This is a genomic window from Flavobacterium sp. GT3P67, from assembly GCF_004349155.1.
GTDB lineage: Bacteria > Bacteroidota > Bacteroidia > Flavobacteriales > Flavobacteriaceae > Flavobacterium > Flavobacterium ranwuense.
In genome coordinates this window covers 288738-307887 of record NZ_SMLF01000002.1, presented here as the reverse complement: position 1 = coordinate 307887, position 19150 = coordinate 288738, and the positions used below count along the sequence as shown (strand labels likewise).

17 protein-coding genes are annotated in these 19150 nt (G+C 34.2%); 10 read left to right on the top strand and 7 right to left on the bottom strand.

Features of this window, described 5'->3' with window-relative positions:
* Positions 1–149 precede the first annotated feature (149 nt).
* The 7 genes from E0H99_RS05930 to E0H99_RS05900 all read left to right on the top strand — a co-directional run bounded on the left by E0H99_RS05930 (position 150) and on the right by E0H99_RS05900 (position 8403).
* On the top strand, positions 150–935 hold the full coding sequence (locus E0H99_RS05930; RefSeq protein WP_131992355.1) for a TrmH family RNA methyltransferase: 786 nt from the start codon (positions 150–152) through the stop codon (positions 933–935).
* Between the two features lie 173 nt (positions 936–1108).
* Positions 1109–2656 (top strand): serine hydrolase, encoded by a 1548-nt coding sequence (locus tag E0H99_RS05925; RefSeq protein WP_131992352.1) that lies wholly within the window; start codon positions 1109–1111, stop codon positions 2654–2656.
* Between the two features lie 100 nt (positions 2657–2756).
* Entirely contained in the window at positions 2757–4976 is a 2220-nt protein-coding gene (locus tag E0H99_RS05920) for a RelA/SpoT family protein (protein WP_131992349.1), read from the top strand.
* Between the two features lie 117 nt (positions 4977–5093).
* Positions 5094–5549 carry a Fur family transcriptional regulator gene (locus E0H99_RS05915; RefSeq protein WP_035670620.1) on the top strand — a complete coding sequence of 152 codons (456 nt, stop codon included), beginning with the start codon at positions 5094–5096 and terminating at the stop codon, positions 5547–5549.
* A gap of 58 nt (positions 5550–5607) precedes the next feature.
* The gene (locus E0H99_RS05910) at positions 5608–6879 is read left to right on the top strand and encodes an adenylosuccinate synthase (RefSeq protein WP_113665324.1); all 1272 of its coding nucleotides are present in this window, start codon (positions 5608–5610) and stop codon (positions 6877–6879) included.
* A 61-nt stretch (positions 6880–6940) separates the two neighbouring features.
* Entirely contained in the window at positions 6941–7522 is a 582-nt protein-coding gene (gene nudK / locus E0H99_RS05905; RefSeq protein WP_131992346.1) for a GDP-mannose pyrophosphatase NudK, read from the top strand.
* Positions 7522–8403: a DMT family transporter gene (locus tag E0H99_RS05900; RefSeq protein ID WP_131992343.1), complete on the top strand. Its 882-nt coding sequence runs from the start codon at positions 7522–7524 to the stop codon at positions 8401–8403. The genes nudK and E0H99_RS05900 overlap by 1 nt, the downstream gene beginning before the upstream one ends.
* 200 nt (positions 8404–8603) lie before the next feature.
* On the opposite strand, the gene E0H99_RS05895 is transcribed toward E0H99_RS05900, so the two are convergent.
* Complete coding sequence (locus tag E0H99_RS05895) at positions 8604–9815, bottom strand: MFS transporter (protein WP_131992340.1); 1212 nt, start codon at positions 9813–9815, stop codon at positions 8604–8606.
* Positions 9816–9869: 54 nt separating this feature from the next.
* On the bottom strand, positions 9870–10784 hold the full coding sequence (locus E0H99_RS05890) for an AEC family transporter (protein WP_131992337.1): 915 nt from the start codon (positions 10782–10784) through the stop codon (positions 9870–9872).
* A 469-nt stretch (positions 10785–11253) separates the two neighbouring features.
* On the opposite strand from E0H99_RS05890, the gene meaB reads away from it, so the two are divergent.
* The gene (gene meaB / locus E0H99_RS05880) at positions 11254–12342 is read left to right on the top strand and encodes a methylmalonyl Co-A mutase-associated GTPase MeaB (protein WP_165930260.1); all 1089 of its coding nucleotides are present in this window, start codon (positions 11254–11256) and stop codon (positions 12340–12342) included.
* Between the two features lie 32 nt (positions 12343–12374).
* On the opposite strand, the gene E0H99_RS05875 is transcribed toward meaB, so the two are convergent.
* The 4 genes from E0H99_RS05875 to E0H99_RS05860 form a co-directional block, all read right to left on the bottom strand.
* Complete coding sequence (locus E0H99_RS05875; RefSeq protein ID WP_131992331.1) at positions 12375–13133, bottom strand: hypothetical protein; 759 nt, start codon at positions 13131–13133, stop codon at positions 12375–12377.
* 524 nt (positions 13134–13657) lie between these two features.
* Positions 13658–13885, bottom strand: coding sequence for a hypothetical protein (locus E0H99_RS05870; RefSeq protein WP_091204000.1), 228 nt, complete (start codon positions 13883–13885; stop codon positions 13658–13660).
* 76 nt (positions 13886–13961) lie between these two features.
* The gene (locus E0H99_RS05865; RefSeq protein ID WP_131992328.1) at positions 13962–14870 is read right to left on the bottom strand and encodes a prohibitin family protein; all 909 of its coding nucleotides are present in this window, start codon (positions 14868–14870) and stop codon (positions 13962–13964) included.
* Positions 14871–14944: 74 nt separating this feature from the next.
* Positions 14945–16324 carry an MATE family efflux transporter gene (locus tag E0H99_RS05860; protein ID WP_131992325.1) on the bottom strand — a complete coding sequence of 460 codons (1380 nt, stop codon included), beginning with the start codon at positions 16322–16324 and terminating at the stop codon, positions 14945–14947.
* A gap of 226 nt (positions 16325–16550) precedes the next feature.
* Here E0H99_RS05860 and E0H99_RS05855 point away from each other — a divergent pair, with 226 nt between their 5' ends.
* Positions 16551–17105 carry a hypothetical protein gene (locus tag E0H99_RS05855; RefSeq protein WP_131992322.1) on the top strand — a complete coding sequence of 185 codons (555 nt, stop codon included), beginning with the start codon at positions 16551–16553 and terminating at the stop codon, positions 17103–17105.
* A gap of 55 nt (positions 17106–17160) precedes the next feature.
* On the opposite strand, the gene E0H99_RS05850 is transcribed toward E0H99_RS05855, so the two are convergent.
* On the bottom strand, positions 17161–18039 hold the full coding sequence (locus tag E0H99_RS05850; protein WP_131992319.1) for a PPK2 family polyphosphate kinase: 879 nt from the start codon (positions 18037–18039) through the stop codon (positions 17161–17163).
* Positions 18040–18189: 150 nt separating this feature from the next.
* On the opposite strand from E0H99_RS05850, the gene E0H99_RS05845 reads away from it, so the two are divergent.
* Complete coding sequence (locus E0H99_RS05845) at positions 18190–19026, top strand: DUF6929 family protein (RefSeq protein ID WP_131992316.1); 837 nt, start codon at positions 18190–18192, stop codon at positions 19024–19026.
* Positions 19027–19150: the final 124 nt, after the last annotated feature.

The following is a 19150-nucleotide window of genomic DNA, read 5'->3' as shown; positions in this document are numbered from 1 at the left end:
AAAAATAAAGAAAATACTCGTGTAACCAGCCTGACCCCCCCCACAATTTAATGAATCTATTCCTGCCAAATAAATATTCGAATTCAAATATAGAAAACTGAATTTTCTCTATGTATCTTTGTTTCCTATAAATTAAATAGTTGTACCTCTTGAAACAAATCACTTCGATACAAAATCCATATATAAAATCTTTAGTGCAATTGCAGGAAAAAGCAAAAGCACGTAAACAATCCGGAACTTTTTTAATTGAGGGAAAACGTGAAATTTCTATTGCCATCAAAGGAGGTTATGAAATAGAAACGCTGTTATTTTTACCTGAAATTTGTTCCGAAGCCGAAGCCCGTCAATTATCTAAAAATGCAGAACTGATAGAAATCAATAAGGAAGTCTATCAAAAACTGGCTTATAGAGATACTACTGAGGGTATTTTGGCTGTAGCCAAAACCAAATCGTTGCAATTATCGGATTTAAAATTATCTGAAAACCCATTGATTCTTGTTGCTGAAGCCCCCGAAAAGCCAGGAAATATTGGCGCTTTATTAAGAACTGCCGATGCTGCTAATCTTGATGCGGTAATTATTGCCAATCCAAAAAGCGATTTATACAATCCAAATATTGTGCGCTCCAGTGTAGGTTGTTTGTTTACCAATCAAATTGCTACCGGAACAACATCAGAAATTATTTCTTTTTTGAAAGAAAGGAAAATCAATTTTTATTGTGCGACTTTACAAAACTCCACTTCCTATCACACGCAAGATTACACCACGCCAACCGCTTTGGTCGTAGGGACGGAAGCCACTGGATTGACAGAAGAATGGAGAAAGGAAGCGACTCAAAATATTATTATTCCAATGCAAGGCGAGATCGATTCTATGAATGTTTCGGTTGCAGCAGCCATCTTGATTTTTGAAGCTAAAAGACAAAGAGGGTTTTAGATTTTTGATTGTAGATTAATGATTTTAGATTGCAGATTTAAAAAAAAAAAGATATTGGGTTTTACCATTTTCGCGTGATTTTGTCAATTTCGACGAAGGAGACTCAAACGAAGTAAACAGGGGAAACAAATCTCATCCAAAAAAAATAACATTTCTTAAAATAAATTTATAGTATGAAAAATAAATTATTCGTTGCAATAGCATTAATTTCAACCACTATTTCTTTTGCACAAATCAGTTCGACTCAAGTCGATGAATTAGTAGATCGTACGCTAAAAACATTCAATGTTCCCGGAATTGCTGTAGCCATTGTAAAAGACGGAAAAGTAATCCACTCCAAAGGGTATGGAGTTAAATCAATTTTAACTAACGAAAAAGTAGATGCAAATACCCTTTTTGGAATTGCATCCAATAGTAAGGCATTTACCAGCGCCGCTTTGGCGATTTTAGTAGATGAAGGAAAAGTAAAATGGGATGACAAAGTCATTAAACACCTTCCTAATTTCAAAATGTATAATGACTATGTAACGAATGAATTTACGATTCGGGATTTATTGACACATCGCAGCGGATTAGGTCTTGGCGCAGGAGATTTAATGATTTGGCCTGATGGAAGCGATTTTACCACACAAGATATCATTCAGAATTTACAGTATTTAAAACCGGTTTCGGCATTTAGAACGCAATACGATTATGACAATTTACTGTACATTGTTGCTGGAGAAGTAATTCGCGTAGCAAGTGGTTTGAGCTGGTGTGATTTTGTAGAACAACGGATGATGAAGCCCTTAGAAATGAATAATAGCGTCGCTTCTTTTTTACGACTGAAAGACACCACAAATATCATTGCGCCTCACGTTCCTATTGACGGAAAACTAAAAGTAATCAAACGCTACCAAAATCAACTTTTTGATGCTGCCGCCGGAATTTATTCCAGCGTAAATGATTTGAGCAAATGGACGATTATGCAAATGAACAATGGAAAATATGGCTCAGAGAACAAACAATTATTTTCTAAAAAAGAGCATAATGAGATGTGGTCTCCACAAACGATAATCCCAACAAACACAACAGCTCCTTACAATACCCATTTTAGTTCCTATGGACTAGGTTGGTTTTTAAGTGATGTAAAAGGGTATAAACAAGTCACTCACACTGGCGGATTAGAAGGAATTGTTACCCAAGTGACTTTGATACCAGAATTAAATTTAGGGATAATTGTATTGACCAATCAGCAATCGGGGGCCGCTTTCAGAGCGATTACCAACACGATAAAAGATAGTTATTTGGGAATTCAATCGGAGGATTACGTTACCATTTATAGCAATAGAATAAAAGCGAATGTAGCCTCTGCTGATAAAATAACGGATGATGTTTGGGCAACCGTAGCCAAAAACAAAAAAGAAAAATTCAAAATAGACTTCAAAAGTTTCGTTGGAACTTATACAGACAATTGGTTTGGAGATGCAGTACTTTCGGAAAAAAAAGGAAAATTATACTTTGCTTCAAAACGTTCTCCTCAACTTTCCGGTGAAGTTTTTTTCTACAAAGACACAAATTATGTAGTTAAATGGGATAATGCCTATTTCCATGCAGATGCGCATCTGTTTTTTGAATGTGATGCAACCGGAAAGGCGGTTAAATTAACCATGAAACCAATTTCTGAGTTGACTGATTTTAGTTATGATTTTCAGGATTTGGGTTTTAGTAAAGTGCAATAATCTTGTTAAAAAATCAATTTTGTGATTTACATTTAGAATCCCTTTTTAACTTGCATATCTCCCAACTTATTGTTATTTTTAGGAATTGAACCATGCCGTTATGACAGAAATAGATTTAGAAAAAGAAAATAAAGCAATTGCTCAAGAATACAAAGAATTACTTCGCATAAGCTACCAAACCTTAACTCCGGAAGGCAAAAAACTTATTCGTAAGGCTTTTGATGTTGCAGTAGATGCGCATAAAGACCAACGAAGAAAATCAGGAGAAGCCTATATCTTTCATCCTATTGCTGTTGCAAAAATTGTTGCCTCAGAAATAGGCTTGGGAGCCACATCCATTGCCGCTGCGTTATTGCATGATGTTGTCGAAGACACGCTAATGACGGTTCCGGATATCGAACGTTTGTTTAATCCAAAAGTAGCACAACTTGTTGAAGGCTTGACCAAAATATCCTTGGTTCAAAAGGATTTGAATGCATCATTACAAGCCGAGAATTTCCGGAAAATGATTCTTACGCTGAATGATGACGTTCGTGTAATTCTGATAAAACTAGCCGATCGTTTGCACAATATGCAAACTATGGAATCGATGCAGGAAGACAAACAAACCAAAATTGCATCGGAGACTTTATATATATATGCCCCATTAGCGCACCGATTGGGTTTATATAACATAAAAACTAAGCTGGAAGATTTAGGATTAAAATATACGGAACCTGCAGTTTATAATGATATTGTAAGCAAAATAAAAGAAACCAAAGAAGAGCAAGATGCCTACATTGCTGATATTACAGCAGTTCTAAAAACAGCTTTGGATGAAGAAGAAGTTGAGTACATTATAAAAGGTCGTCCAAAATCTATCTACTCTATTCGTCGAAAAATGAAAGCGCAGAACGTAAGCTTCGACGAAGTGTATGATAAGTTTGCCTTGCGCATCGTTTACAAATCAAATCCTCATGACGAAAAATTTATTGCCTGGAAGATATATTCTATCGTAACCGATCATTATAGACCAAGCCCAAGTCGTTTGCGTGACTGGATTTCGTCACCAAAATCTACGGGTTACGAAGCGCTACATATCACGGTAATGGGGCCAAAAGGCCGCTGGGTTGAAGTGCAGGTTCGAAGCGAACGCATGGACGAAATTGCCGAAAAAGGATACGCAGCACACTACAAATATAAAAATGGCGCTACTGAAGAAAGTGGTCTCGATGTTTGGCTAAACTTACTAAAAGAAGCCCTGGAAAGTTCAGAAACGAATGCAGTAGATTTTGTGGAAGATTTCAAAATGAATTTATATTCTAAAGAAATCTTTGTATTTACTCCAAAAGGAGAAATAAAATCGTTGCCTAAAGGCGCCACCTCTCTTGATTTTGCTTTCAGTATTCACTCAGAAATAGGAATTAGAACCAGAGGAACACGCGTCAATGGGAAGTTAGTTCCTTTGAATTTTGAACTAAAAAGTGGGGATCAAATTGAAGTTATCACCTCGCAACATCAAAAACCTACAATCAACTGGCTTGATTATGTAACTACTTCCAGAGCCAAAACGAAAATAAAAAATGTTTTAAACGAAAACACCAAGAAAATTGGCGAGGAAGGAAAAGAACTCCTTACTCGAAAACTAAAGCATTTAAAAATAACGTTAAACGAATCAGTGGTTAACGAATTGGTTAACTTTTTCAAACTAAAAACGAGTTTAGACTTATTTTATAGAGTAGGAATTGGCGCTATTGAAAACCAGCAACTCAAAGATTACGCAGCACAAAAAAGCAATACTTTCATTAATTTTTTCAAAAATAAAATGAAACGTTCGCCAAGCACTGCTGACGAAGACATTCATAAACCAATCATAAGCAGTAATTACGACATGCTTGTTTTTGGCAAGGAACACGACAAACTGGATTACAAATTATCGCCTTGTTGCAATCCAATCCCTGGAGATGACGTATTTGGATTTGTAACCATCAACGAAGGAATAAAAGTGCATAAAAAAGATTGTCCAAACGCCCTTGGGATGCAATCTAATTATGCCTACCGAATAATGACAGCCAAATGGATTGACTCTTCACAAGAAGAATTCAAAGCAATTATAAACATAACCGGAATGGATGTTTTAGGACTAACAAACCAATTAACAAAGGTGATTTCAAACAATATGCATGTTAATATTCAGAGTATTTCTTTGAGTACCGATGCAGGAATTTTTCATGGTCAAGTTGCGGTAATTGTTCAAAACAATACCATTTTGAAAAAAATGATCAATAACATCAAAAAAATTGACGGAATCGATAAAGTAACAAGGGTTTATAAAACATAGAAAAAAATCCAGTTTTTCTTTTCAAATCTGAGTTTGTTCAATTTGTAACTAAAAACTTGAAACTAAACAAACCTTAAACTTTATACTTTAAACTAAAAAATTTATCTTTGCCCGCATATGACACTCATTTCCACAGATAACACCAAAAACCAAGAAATTGTAAAAAATGTTTTTACAATGTATCTTGAAAAAAAAGGACATCGCAAGACACCTGAACGTTATGCTATCCTTCAGGAAATTTACGATAGCGAAGAACATTTTGATGTAGAAAACCTTTATATCAAAATGAAAAATAAAAACTATCGTGTGAGTAGAGCAACTCTTTACAACACGATTGAATTGCTATTGGATTGTGCTTTAGTCCGTAAACATCAATTTGGACAAAATCAGGCACATTATGAAAAATCATATTTTGACAAACAGCACGATCATATTATAATGACGGATACTGGTGAAGTAATTGAGTTTTGTGATCCAAGAATTCAAAGTATCAAAAAAACAATCGAAGAAATATTCGACATAGAGATTACCAACCATTCCTTATATTTATATGGAATAAAAAAACAAAAATAGTACGGATAACTGATTAGTTGTCCCTTCAATATAACACTAACTACAAATAACAGATAGAATGACCGTAGATTTATTACTAGGATTACAATGGGGAGATGAAGGAAAAGGAAAAATTGTTGATGTTCTAACTTCAAATTATGATATTATCGCTCGTTTTCAGGGAGGTCCAAATGCAGGACATACTTTGGAATTTGACGGAATAAAACATGTTCTTAGAACTATTCCTTCTGGTATTTTTCATAAAACGGCAATAAACATCATTGGAAATGGAGTAGTAATTGATCCTGTAGTTTTTCAAAAAGAAATCGAAGGTCTTGAAAAATTTAATTTAGACATCAAAAGCAAATTAATCATTTCAAGAAAAGCACATTTAATTTTACCAACACACCGCTTATTAGACGCAGCATCTGAGGCTTCTAAAGGTAAAGCAAAAATTGGTTCTACATTAAAAGGAATTGGCCCTACGTATATGGACAAAACCGGAAGAAATGGTATTCGTGTAGGTGATATCGAATTAGAAGATTTTGCAGATCGTTACAGAGCTTTGGCTGACAAGCATGAAGCAATGATTAAATTCTACGATGTTGCTATCCAATACAATTTAGAGGAATTAGAAAAAGAATTTTTTGAAGCCATCGAAGAATTAAAAAAATTAGATTTCATCGATAGCGAAGAATATTTACACCAAGCTCAAAAAGCGGGTAAATCAATATTATGTGAAGGTGCTCAAGGTTCATTATTGGACGTTGATTTTGGAACCTATCCATTTGTAACTTCATCAAATACCACTGCTGCTGGTGCTTGTACTGGTTTAGGGATTGCTCCAAATAAAATCAAGGAAGTATACGGAATTTTCAAAGCCTATGTAACACGTGTAGGAAGTGGTCCATTCCCAACTGAACTTTTTGACGAAGATGGTGCAACTATGGCACGTGTAGGAAATGAATTTGGATCTGTAACCGGAAGACAAAGACGTTGTGGTTGGTTAGACTTAGTAGCACTTAAATATGCTGTTCAGGTTAATGGTGTAACGCAATTGATGATGATGAAAGGGGATGTACTTTCAGGATTTGAAACTTTAAAAGTATGTACGGAATACAATTATAAAGGAGAGAAAATTTCTCATTTCCCTTACAACATCGAACCAGAAAATGTAACTCCAGTGTATCAGGATTTCAAAGGATGGAAACAAGATTTGACGGGTATGACAACCTATGATGAATTACCGACAGAGTTAAAAGAATACATTGCATTTATTGAAAAAGAAGTGGAAGTTCCTATCAAAATAGTTTCTGTAGGCCCAGACAGAAAGCAAACTATTCTAAAATAAGATTACTAAACGCTCTGAAAATTCAGAGCGTTTTTTTTAGTTAAAAAATCAATTCAACCGAATGAAAAATCCAGCTATTAAAATACAAAAAACAGAATTACTCTCTGACAATTGGTACATTTTAAACAAAGTAACTTTTGACTATCAAAAAAAAGATGATTCTTGGATTACCCAAAAAAGAGAAGTCTACGATCGAGGAAACGGATCAGCCATTTTACTTTATAACAGACAACAAAAAACAGTTATTCTAACACGACAGTTTCGCTTGCCAACGTACCTTAACGGAAATGAAACCGGAATGATGATTGAGGTTTGTGCTGGACTTCTGGATCAAGATAATCCGGAACAATGTATCATTCGAGAAACGGAGGAAGAAACGGGATATCGCATTTCTAAAGTAAAAAAAGTAATGGAAACCTATATGTCACCTGGTGCAGTAACTGAAATTTTATATTTATTTGTTGGCGAATACGATGAATCCATGAAAGTGAGTGAAGGTGGTGGAGTAGAACACGAACAAGAAAATATTGATGTTATAGAAATGCCTTTCGACGAAGCATATTTTATGATTGAATCCGGTCAAATGCAGGATGCAAAAACCATTATGTTATTACAATATGCCAGAATTAACAATCTTATTTAATGAATAACACGATTAAAGGGGTTTTATTTGCCTTATTAGCTACCTTACTTTGGTCAGTAAATATGGTAATTGCCAGTGGTATAAAAGGTCACATCCCTCCTATTGGATTGGCATTTTGGCGATGGACAGTTGCTTGTATTGTTTTGGCTCCATTTGCTATAAAAAGCACTTATAAAAGTTTCAAAATCGTAAAGAAACACATTCGGTATCTTACGCTTACGGCTGTATTAGGCATCACTATTTTTAACACGCTGATTTACTTTGCAGGAAGAACAACGAGCGCAGTCAACTTATCGTTAATCGCCATTTCGATTCCGTTATTTATTGTTGCACTTTCCAGGATTATTTTTAAAGAGAAAGTTTCTACTATAAAAATAGTGGGAATTGCAACAATAATCACAGGAGTTCTAGTGCTTATTTCCAAAGGTTCATTACAAGCATTACTCCATATCAACTTTACCATTGGAGATTTATTAATGCTAGTGGCTTGCTTCTTTTTTGCTTATTACACGATACTAGTCCGACAAAAACCGGATGATTTAACCCCAAAAGTATTTTTGTTTAGTGTTTTTGTAATTGGTACACTTTTACTGTTCCCTTTTTATATGTATGAACATATTTATTATAAAAAAGTGATTTTTGACACTAAAACAGTCTTGGTAACCATCTATGTAGGCATCTGCGCTTCCTTAATTTCTTTTTATTTATGGAACGAAGCCATTCGATTAATTGGCACATCAAAAACAGCATTAATTTATTATTTGATTCCCGTATTCAGTGGAATTCTGGCGTATTTTTTTCTTAATCAAGCCATTTTACTAACCCAAATCATAAGCATGGGAATAATTATTTCCGGGTTATTAATTACCAATAAGAAGTAACTATTCAGTTTTATTTTACTGCTAAATCAATTAATAATTCCAACAATGAGGCTAAGAGAAAATTTGAAGAAATTATAAAATGCAAAATAATGCAATTAGGAAACCAAATGCCCTAGCCCTGATCCCAACGGCATCCTTTTGTTTTTTTCTTTAAAAACAAAAGATACAGTGCAGAGCAGGATATAGCTCCTAAAAAAGTGTTATTTTTTCTTTAAATTAGGTAAAAAGAGCGCTATAATTCCAATCAAAGGCAAATAGGCACAAAGATAATACACATACGTAATGCTGGTGTGATCTGCAAGATTCCCCAATAAAGCGGAACCCAAACCTCCCATTCCAAAGGCAAAACCATAGAAAAGGCCAGAAACCATTCCGAGTTTTTTAGGCAGTAATTCTTGTGCAAAAACCAAAATAGCAGGAAATGCAGACGAGATTATGGTTCCAATTAAGACTGATAAAACGCCTGTCCAAAATAAATCAACATACGGCAATAATAAAGTAAAAGGTGCGGCACCCAAGACCGAAAACCAAATCACATATTTTCTTCCGAATTTGTCACCTAGCGGCCCGCCGATTAAAGTACCAATAGCACAAGAGGCTAAGAATAAAACCAAATGGAATTGTGCTTCCTGAACCGATAAACCAAATTTTTCGATTAAGTAAAACGTAAAATAACTGGACATACTGGCCATGTAAAAGAATTTTGAAAATATCAAAACCATCAAAATTCCCACCGAGATTACAATCGTTTTTTGAGACAAATTAGGCAAATCGATTACAGTTTTCTTGGTACTTCTCAAACTCAAATGGTTTTGATACCACAGCGCTATTCTACTCAAAACAATCAATCCGATAATGGCTACAACCACAAACCAAATGATGTAATATTGTGAATTAGGAACCACAATTAAGGCGACTAATAAAGGTCCTATTGCTGTTCCGGCATTGCCTCCCAATTGGAAAATGGATTGTGCCAAACCACGCTTTCCGCCAGATGCCAAAAAGGAGATTCGGGAAGCTTCAGGATGAAAAATGGAAGAACCAATCCCAACCAAAACAACCGAAATTATAATCATCGAAAAACTGGAAGCATAGGATAAAAATACGATTCCGGATAAGGTAAACAGCATTCCGAAAATTTGAGAAAAAGGCTTTGGTCTTTTGTCCGTATACAAACCAACCAAAGGTTGCAATATAGAGGCCGCCAATTGATACGCCAAAGTGATTAACCCAATTTGTGTAAACGTTAAATTGAAATTTTCCTTTAAAATAGGATACGCTGCCGGAATAACAGCTTGTAATAAATCATTCAATAAATGGGCGAATGCAATAGAGAATAATACGGAGTAAACCGTTTGCTGCGCAATAGGAGTTGTATCAATTTTTGATACATTATCAAGAGATGAATTCATATTTTCAAATAAAACGATATTAATAATTATTGGTTCAAATTCGTTTTAGAAAACTTAAACAAACTGAACTACAAAATACCAAAATAACAAGGTGACAAACGATAATGGAATTCCAAAACCAATCATCATGCTACTTAAACGAGGTTTTAAACCGTGAGTAGAAGCTAAAATACTAGCTGTAATCATTGGAGCCATAGCAGCTTCCATGATGGATACCTGAATCGTTTTTGAATTTTGGCCTAAAATTACGACATACAATAAATATATTAAAGCCGGAGTCAATATTAATTTGTACAAAAGTCCCAATCCCAAAAATTTCCAATGTTGGCTTTTCTTATCAAATCGCAATTGCAATCCTACAGAAAGCATTGCCAAAGGTGTCATTACACTTCCCACTTTTTGCAAACCAAACTGAATATAATGGTAGAAATCAAAATCGAATACATTCATTAAACAAGCCAACAGAAAAGTAATAAATGGAGGAAAGATCAGTATTTTTTTTGCGATATGAAATCCACTTGGACTTCCAGTAGAAAATAAAGTAGCCACAAGAATCCCTAATGTTGAAAGCACAACAAAAGTTCCCGGCTGATCAACTAAAATGGCAGTTTTTAAACCTTCTTCACCATATAAAGCTTGGATAATTGGAAAACCTAAAAAGGAAGTATTTCCCAAACCAGCAGTTATAATCAAACAACCCATAAGTTTTTTTGACCATCCAAATCTATTTCCTAAAAAGCTAAAAAATAAAAACGAAACTATAAAACCAATCCATGTTACGCCGATTGGATACAGCAACTTATTATTCCATTCAATTTTTGGAATATAATATAGAGCCAAAGCTGGAAGACAGATATGAATAACAAACTTGTTTAATAGCTTGTAAACATTTACAACGGGAAATGCTTTTACATTTTGCAGTACAATGCCTAAAAATAAAAAGACAAAGATTAGAATGAAGTTACTCATAATTAAGAATTGGATACAAAAATACCATTAAAATTTATTTTGAGAAGTAGAAAATCCGGTTTTTGATGAAATTCAGAGAAGCATTTTATCAGTAGAAGATTTGGCAGTTGTTATTGCGGATGAAGTTGAAACCCCAAAACACCATCAAAGTCGTTTTACAGCAGCGTATTAATTCTGTATATTTTATAAAATAAACCACTATGGGCTGAAAGTCCATAGATTTGGTTGGCAGACTTAAAGTCTGCAAGGTTAAAAGCCAAACCAAAAAACTTAAACGGCAAATTCACAGATTAGTTATTTCAAGTTTTTAATTTGCGAATTTGCGGTTAATATTTTTAGAAGCTAAAAGCGAAATGCACTAAAGTGCAAAGTTTTAACTATTTTTGGGACCAATAAAACAGTTTCATAAGGCAGTTGCTTTTTGAAACTGTTTTTGTTTTCACTACTTTTACTTTTCAAATAAATTATTTTGCCAAATAAAAAATATCATCCAAGCGCCTTAAACGAAAAACCCGGTATTTCTCCTCCTGAAATTATCAGCGCTGTGGCTGTTGGGCATATTCAGCAATTTAGAAAAATACAACCTTCGGCAAAAGAACTCGTTGAAGGAATTTTAGCGGAAAATATAACTGCTCTGAGCCGTGCGATTACTTTAGTGGAAAGTACGAGTGTAAGCCATTTGTCAAAAGCCAATGAAGTCATAGATGCCTGTTTGCCTTATGCTAACAAATCTGTCAGAATAGGAATTACTGGAGTTCCCGGTGTTGGAAAAAGCACGTTTATTGAAGCTTTTGGAAAATACTTAACCAGTTTAGGAAAGAAAGTAGCTGTTTTGGCGGTGGATCCCAGCAGTACGATTTCGCATGGAAGTATTTTGGGTGATAAAACCCGAATGGAAGAATTAGTTAAAGACAAGAATGCTTTTATACGTCCATCAGCTTCGGGAGAAACACTGGGAGGTGTCGCTCGAAAAACCCGCGAAACAATTACTCTTTGTGAAGCTGCCGGTTTTGACACCATAATCATAGAAACCGTTGGCGTAGGACAAAGCGAAACCGCCGTTCATAGTATGGTTGATTTTTTTCTGCTATTAAAAATTTCAGGAGCGGGTGATGAATTGCAGGGTATTAAACGCGGAATCATGGAAATGGCTGATGCTATTGTCATCAACAAAGCTGATGGTGATAATATTAGAAAAGCAAATTTAGCCAAATTAGAGTTCAAGAGAGCATTGCATCTTTTTCCTGCTAAAAAATCAGGTTGGACACCTACAACGGCTGCTTGTAGCGCCATTACCCATCAAGGAATACCCGATGTTTGGGAAACCATTCAAAAATTCCTTGAGCTGACAAAAGGCAATAACTATTTCTTTGCAAAACGAAAAGAGCAGAATCAATATTGGATGTTAGAGACCATCAATGAACAATTGAAGACCAATTTTTACAACCATCCGGAAATTAAAAAATCATTGGAACTAAACAAAAAAGCGGTGCAAAATGATGAAATTTCACCCTTTGCAGCCGCTCAACTATTATTAGAAAAGTATTTTAAAGTTTAGTACTGAATCACTCCAATTTCACAAAGCCTTTTTTAACGAATATTTCCCACTGAATTTTTAGCAGTATTGTGTTTCGTTTTTAAAACACTATTTTCTATGGTAAAACCAATGCGAACCTGAGTCTTTAAGGTATCTTTTATACCTGAAGTCGGTTTTTCAACAATAACAAATACTAATTCGAAATCCCCTTCTTGTAATTCCAGCATCGAATCGTTATCGTTATCTTCCATTTTCCAAAACAGTTTTCCAGTTTTTGCATACGAAGCTGAAGCTGCACCTCCTCCAGCACCACCTGCTAAATTACCCACACTTGAAACTGCTGCCGAAATAATAGCGCCACCCGGTAAAGCCCCGCCCAATAACGAAGCACCTTGCGATAATGCTCCACCAGCGGCATGTAGCCTTTGATTTACTTTTTCATCAAAAGCGAGACTCTCATTTTTAGACAATTCAACAATACTATTATTGGCGGTATTGACCCTATATCCTGTATTTGAAGGAAATAAAACGACACAACCTCTTTCAACTAAAATCACATTTATTTTACCCGCATTCACTTTTTCGCCAAATGTTGCCCCTTGAGTCTGTTTTGGAACGGTAACATTCATCGAAATTCTATTTGGCATTCCCCCATTTATGCTATTTATATTGCTTTTTTCATTTAAAGAATTGTCTGTTTGTGCCTTTTTCTCTTTTTTAGATCCGTCTGAATTTTTTAATTGAGCAAAACTATTTTGCGCCAATAAAAATATAAAGAGAAGGACTTTTGAAATTGTTTTTGCATTCTTCATGACGGTTTAGATTTAATGGTTTATAGTAGTATATCAATAGAGGTTAGTTTTTGTTACCTTACTTTTTATTATTATTTTAAACGCTAACGAACTACAAACTAACTTGTTAAAAATACAACTAATTCATTTAAATGTAAAATTTATTTTAAATCATCCAAAAATATTTAAAAAAAAATAAGAAAGCGGCTGTAAATGATGAAACTTCACCATTTACAGCCGCCCAAAAATTATTGGAAAAATATTTAAAAAAGACTAATCTATTCTGTTCTTGTTTTTTCTTCTAAATAAGTCTGGTATCCATATTTTAACATTATAACACCAAGAGCAATCTTACCAAATTTACCGATAATATATCCTAGAACATGTCCAAAATTATAGGCATCTCTTGCGTTTACATTTGATTTAATTTCAAACGAAAAAAGTTGAGAATCCCTTTAATTATAAGAATTATACCAAAAATGTACATAGAATACATAAAAAAAAATTCATTTGAATATGAATAAATTTAAAACAAAAAACACTAACTACTCTTCGTAAAGTTTAATTTCTCGGTCATAAAATTCATTGGCAAGAACGATTAATCCTTCCATTTCAGCATTTAATTCTGCTTCGTCAAGATCCTCTGCTTCCTCCATAAACTCTACCTCATCATCTTTTAGATTGATGATGAATCTTGGATAATCTAAGTGTATGATAAAAATATCTTCCGGAAAATCAGTATTGTCGCCTAGTAAAAATTTTGGTAATTCCATTTTTTTATGTTTAATCGTTGTTTTTGGTTATTCGCTTAAACGATTAAACAAATAACCGAATAAACTTTTTTAAAATCTATTTATCAGAAAGAATAACTGGAGCATTCCCTCTACCATTCATAAAAATAATTTTAGTGTTAGCAGAAGCCGCTAGTTCTTTTTGTGCTTTTATTTGTTCGTATTGTAATTGTTTATCTGACAAACCTGTCGAAATAATTCTTTGATAATCCGCAATACCTTGAGCTTCCACTCTTTTTCGTTCTGCTTCCTGTTTTTCTTTTTGAAGTACAAAAGTCATTTTTTGTGCATCTTGTTCGGCATTTATTTTACTTTCAATAGTTGTTTTTACAGAAGTAGGAAGATTGATATTTCTAATTAACAATTGCTCTAAAACTAATCCTCTAGTTTTAAAATCAGTTTCAATAGTTTTGAAAATTCGTTGCTGAAATTCATTTCTTTTGGTAGAATATAAGGCTACTGCATCATAATAAACCGCGTTATCACGAATACGTGTTCTAGTTACGGGACGTACAATTTTATCCGAATAATCAACTCCAATTTGTTTGAAAATTTTTGGTGCTGATTCTGGAGAAACACGGAATAAAACGGTCAAATCAATGATCACTTCCAGACCGTCATTTGACAAAACACGAATGGCATCGTCACCTGCTTGAGCACCTTCTCCATGAATTGCTGACATGGTGTAGTTTTGAGTTTGAATATCAAATTCAGTAACATCCAATAATGGGTTTATCAAATGTAAACCACTTTCAAGAACATCGGGCTGTACACTTCCGTACAGCGATTGAACTCCCACTTTACCCGCGTCAATTTGTTTAAACATTGAAGAAAATAATCCCAAAGCGATTAGTAAAACTCCACTAATTTTCAGAGCATTCGCAAATTTAGAAAACGGATTTACATTGCTTTTTAATGTAAAACTTAAAATTAATAAAATTATTCCAAGAATAATAAATAGTATCATTTTTTGATAGATTAGTTTGGTTTACACGCTTATTATACGAATAAAGAAAATAGAAGTTACATTGAACACATTATTTATTTAAGATTCTTTAAAACTAATTTTCTTGTTAATCTCGCAAAGCGAATATACAAAAATAAAGCGGCAGCGGTTAATCCTGCCAAAAGTCCTATCCAGATTCCAACGGCTTTCAGCTCGGTATATTTTCCTAAATAATAGGAAATAGGAAACCCAATAATCCAGTATGCCACAAAGGTAATGTACATTGGTATTTTTACATCTTGCAAACCGCGTAATGCTCCCAAAACAACGACTTGAATTCCATCCGAGATTTGGAAAATGGCTGCAATCAATAGTAATTTTGAAGTTATAATGATGATTTCTTCGTTATCAATCATCTGAGCTGAATCCGTCATATTCAAGAATAAATGCGGTAAAAAATTATGAAATACCACAAAGATTATCGCAAAAAATGTTTCAAGTATAATTGCTAATAGAAAAATAGATCGTGCTACAGTAATCAAATTTTTGTAATCGTTCATTCCTTTGGTATGACTCACTCGGATCATTGCTGTAACGCTTAAACCCATTGCTACCATAAAAGTTGACGATGCCAAAATAAGTGCAATCTGATTGGCAGCCTGGCTATTTTTTCCCAAAGAACCTGAAAGCCAAATCGCAGCGGTAAACAAAGTTACTTCAAACAACATTTGCATTGCTGAAGGCAAACCAAGATTGATAATTTTTTTCAAAATTGATTTTCGTATTTCTTTGAAGCTGAAATTCTTAAAATATTTTTTCAATGCCGAATTTCTTTTCATCAGGTAATGCATAAAAACGACCATCATTATCCTTGATAATACAGTTCCTAGTGCAGCTCCTAGAATTCCTAATTTTGGAAAAACCCAAATTCCGTAAATCAGTACGTAATTAAAAAAGATATGCACAACGTTAGCCATGAAAATAGCATACATTGAATATTTTGTTTTGGCTAAACCATCAGCAAATTGTTTGTATCCTTGGTATATGATCACCGGAATCAAAGAAAACGCAACCCAATCAATATAAGGAGCGGCCATATCAGCCACTTCTTTGGGTTGATGCATCAAATACATAATTTGTTTTGACAACACTGTCAAAATAAATAATGCAACTCCTAAAACAGTACATAAAAGCAATCCGTGATGAAAAGTAGAACGAATTTTTTGGTCATCATTTTCGGCATCTGCCTCGGCGACTAACGGTGTGATTGCCGTAGAAAATCCTATCCCTAAAGACAAAGCAATGAATATAAAGCTATTACCCAGTGAAACGGCTGCTAATTCAGTAGACCCCAATTTGCCAACCATGAAATTATCAACGATACCTATTAATGTATGACCTAGCATTCCTAAAACTACAGGATAGGCTAATTTAATATTATAAGAAAACTCTTTGAAGTATTGAGATAAATTCACTTTTTGTTTTTTTGATGGCAAAGATAATTAGAAGCTTTCAATTGCATCAATACTATTGCATATATAACACTACTTTTTTACTGCTTATTTACACTCAACAAGGAATTCTATAACAAAACCAAATAATTCTATAACAAAACAGGCTTATGAGGGCTATACATTTGTAAAGTCGTTTAGAAACAAATAGAAGTAACGACAAAAGAATAATAACCAAAACAATAGAATTATGAAAATGACAGGAAAAATTAAAACGGTATTTGTATTTGCAATAGCAATGATGTTTGCTGGTAATGTACAAGCACAAGAAGCGACAAAAGCAGCGACAAATTACGATCAAGGATTCCGTTTAGGATTTGGTGTAAATGCAGGGTACTCAACTAGTGACCCTTACAAATTAGCACTAGGAGCTGATGCAAGAGTTCAATACGATTTATCAAAAAGATACTCTTTAACTTTAACAACTGGTTTCAGCAACTTATTTGTAAGTAAGGCTGACGGGGAAGATCTAGGATTTATTCCAGCTAAAGCAGGTTTTAAAGCTTTCGTATGGAATGACCAATTTTATGTAATGGGAGAAGCTGGTGCTGCTTTTGCAGTAACTAACGATTACAACAAAACTTCTTTATTATTATCACCAAGTATTGGTTATGCTTCAAAATACATTGACGTATCCGTACATTATGAGCACTATTCTGACTTTGCAAAAGTGAACAATAACGGTTCAGTAGGAAAAGGTGTTGGACAAGTAGGAGTTCGTCTTGCTTATGGTTTTGAATTATAAAACTGTTTTGAATTAGTTAAAAAAATGCGTTGAAATTCAGCGCATTTTTTTTGGTCTATTCTTTCTTCAATATTTCTTTATACAATTCAATATTCCCTCTGATTTTTTCATCCATTTCAGGTTCTTTAATATCAGTATGTTTTTGCATTTCTTCCCAAATAATTTCGGCTACAATATAACGGGCCATTTCTTTATCATCAGCAGGAATGATGTACCAGGGCGCATATGCTGTGGATGTTTTATTAATTGCTTCTTCGTAATAATGCATATAATCATCCCAACGTTCTCTTTCTTTCAAATCACCTGTTGAAAATTTCCAGTTGTGTTTTTGTTCTTCTAAACGGCGTAACAAGCGTTGTCTTTGCTCTTCTTTACTCATGTGTAAAAAGAATTTCAGCATAATAGTTCCATTTTGAGTAATGTGTTTCTCAAAATTATTAATTTGCTCCATTCTATTTTCCCAAAATTGCGGCGTAATATCAGCTACCTTTTCAATTCCTGGCAAATTTTCATTCATAATATATTCCGGATGCACGCGTGTGACCAAAACGTTCTCATAATGCGATCTGTTAAAAACCGTAAACTTTCCTTTCTCAGGTAAAACCAAATAATGTCTCCACAAATAATCATGTTCTAACTCGCTTGAATTAGGTGTTTTAAAACTATGAACTACAACACCGCGTGAGTTAAATTCCTTAAAAACTTCCCGAATCATACTATCCTTTCCAGAGGTATCCATGCCTTGTAAACAAACCAAAACAGCATAGCGATTGTGCGCATACATCACATCTTGTATTTCACTCAATTTTACTTGCACCTTCTCCAGTTTTTCTTCTTTATCCTCATCATCAGCTTTGCTAAACAAGTTCGTTGGGATTTTAGACAATTCAATTTTGTCAATCACTTTAAAATCGTTGGGATTTATAGACTTCATAAGAAATAATTTATCTTTGCAAACTCAAATATAATAAATATTAAGGAGCTATTTCCTGCTGTACACTTGTATCTTTTCCTTTTTAAAAGAAAAAAAGGAAAAGGATACCGCTTCCATCAGGGCTAGACTCTCGTTTTCAAAACAAATACAATGGAAAAATTCACACTCGAATTACTGTTTCAAATCATCGGCATTGGGTCAGCATCAGGGCTTATTTACAAAGACAATTCCCTACTGATTATTAGTGACAACAGCGGTTTTCTTTACGAGTACCACATGGATTCCCTGAATTTAAAACGCCATCCCTTATTAGAAAATTCCACAGAAAATACCCTTAAAAAAGACAAAGCTGATTTTGAAGCCATAACACACTTTGGTGATAGTTTGTATGTTTTGGGCTCCGGTTCCACCGAAAAAAGGAATAAAATGATACAACTCAACTCCAGCGATAAAAAGGTAATTGCCACAAATGATATAGCCGATTTGTATGCAGTAATGCAAAGTTTTGGAGAAATAAAACCCGAAGATTTCAACATCGAAGGCGCCATCTATACTGGAGAAAGTTGGTTTTTATTGAATCGCGGTAACGGAAGTTCTAATAAAAATGTCCTTTTCACCATCGAAGGAAAAAACCTGACCAACGATTTTACTATTCTTTCTAACGCCTACAAACTCCCAAAAATAAAAGCAGTACGCAGCAGTTTTACCGATGCCGTTTTAGTCGATAATAGCATTTATTTTTTGGCCACAGCCGAAGATACCGAATCTACTTATGATGACGGCGAAGTTTTAGGAAGTCTTATTGGGAGAATCAACCTGAAAACCATGAAAATCGATTTCACTCAAAAAATTAGCAGCACCCATAAATTCGAAGGATTGACTTTATACACCAATTCAAAAGAAAAAATAGAGTTTCTGCTTTGTGAAGACAAGGACACCGAAGTTTTAGAAACGGATATTTATAAATTGACTTTGGATTTAAAGTGAAGTCCATTAGATTAAAAAATGTTCGTTTCAGCCAAAATAACAGAACGTTAAATTTAGATTAAATAGAAAATCAAAATAGATTTCAAATGTAAAACGAGGTACTTTTACAATAAACCAAGCCTTT

Coding starts and splice junctions, on each gene's coding strand:
- E0H99_RS05920 (WP_131992349.1), top strand. CDS start 2,757: ATGACAGAAATAGATTTAGAAAAAGAAAATAAAGCAATTGCTCAAGAA.
- E0H99_RS05895 (WP_131992340.1), bottom strand. CDS start 9,815: ATGAATTCATCTCTTGATAATGTATCAAAAATTGATACAACTCCTATT.
- E0H99_RS05875 (WP_131992331.1), bottom strand. CDS start 13,133: ATGAAGAATGCAAAAACAATTTCAAAAGTCCTTCTCTTTATATTTTTA.
- nudK (WP_131992346.1), top strand. CDS start 6,941: ATGAAAAATCCAGCTATTAAAATACAAAAAACAGAATTACTCTCTGAC.
- E0H99_RS05850 (WP_131992319.1), bottom strand. CDS start 18,039: ATGAAGTCTATAAATCCCAACGATTTTAAAGTGATTGACAAAATTGAA.
- E0H99_RS05910 (WP_113665324.1), top strand. CDS start 5,608: ATGACCGTAGATTTATTACTAGGATTACAATGGGGAGATGAAGGAAAA.
- E0H99_RS05845 (WP_131992316.1), top strand. CDS start 18,190: ATGGAAAAATTCACACTCGAATTACTGTTTCAAATCATCGGCATTGGG.
- E0H99_RS05925 (WP_131992352.1), top strand. CDS start 1,109: ATGAAAAATAAATTATTCGTTGCAATAGCATTAATTTCAACCACTATT.
- E0H99_RS05870 (WP_091204000.1), bottom strand. CDS start 13,885: ATGGAATTACCAAAATTTTTACTAGGCGACAATACTGATTTTCCGGAA.
- E0H99_RS05865 (WP_131992328.1), bottom strand. CDS start 14,870: ATGATACTATTTATTATTCTTGGAATAATTTTATTAATTTTAAGTTTT.
- E0H99_RS05900 (WP_131992343.1), top strand. CDS start 7,522: ATGAATAACACGATTAAAGGGGTTTTATTTGCCTTATTAGCTACCTTA.
- E0H99_RS05855 (WP_131992322.1), top strand. CDS start 16,551: ATGAAAATGACAGGAAAAATTAAAACGGTATTTGTATTTGCAATAGCA.
- E0H99_RS05915 (WP_035670620.1), top strand. CDS start 5,094: ATGACACTCATTTCCACAGATAACACCAAAAACCAAGAAATTGTAAAA.
- E0H99_RS05890 (WP_131992337.1), bottom strand. CDS start 10,784: ATGAGTAACTTCATTCTAATCTTTGTCTTTTTATTTTTAGGCATTGTA.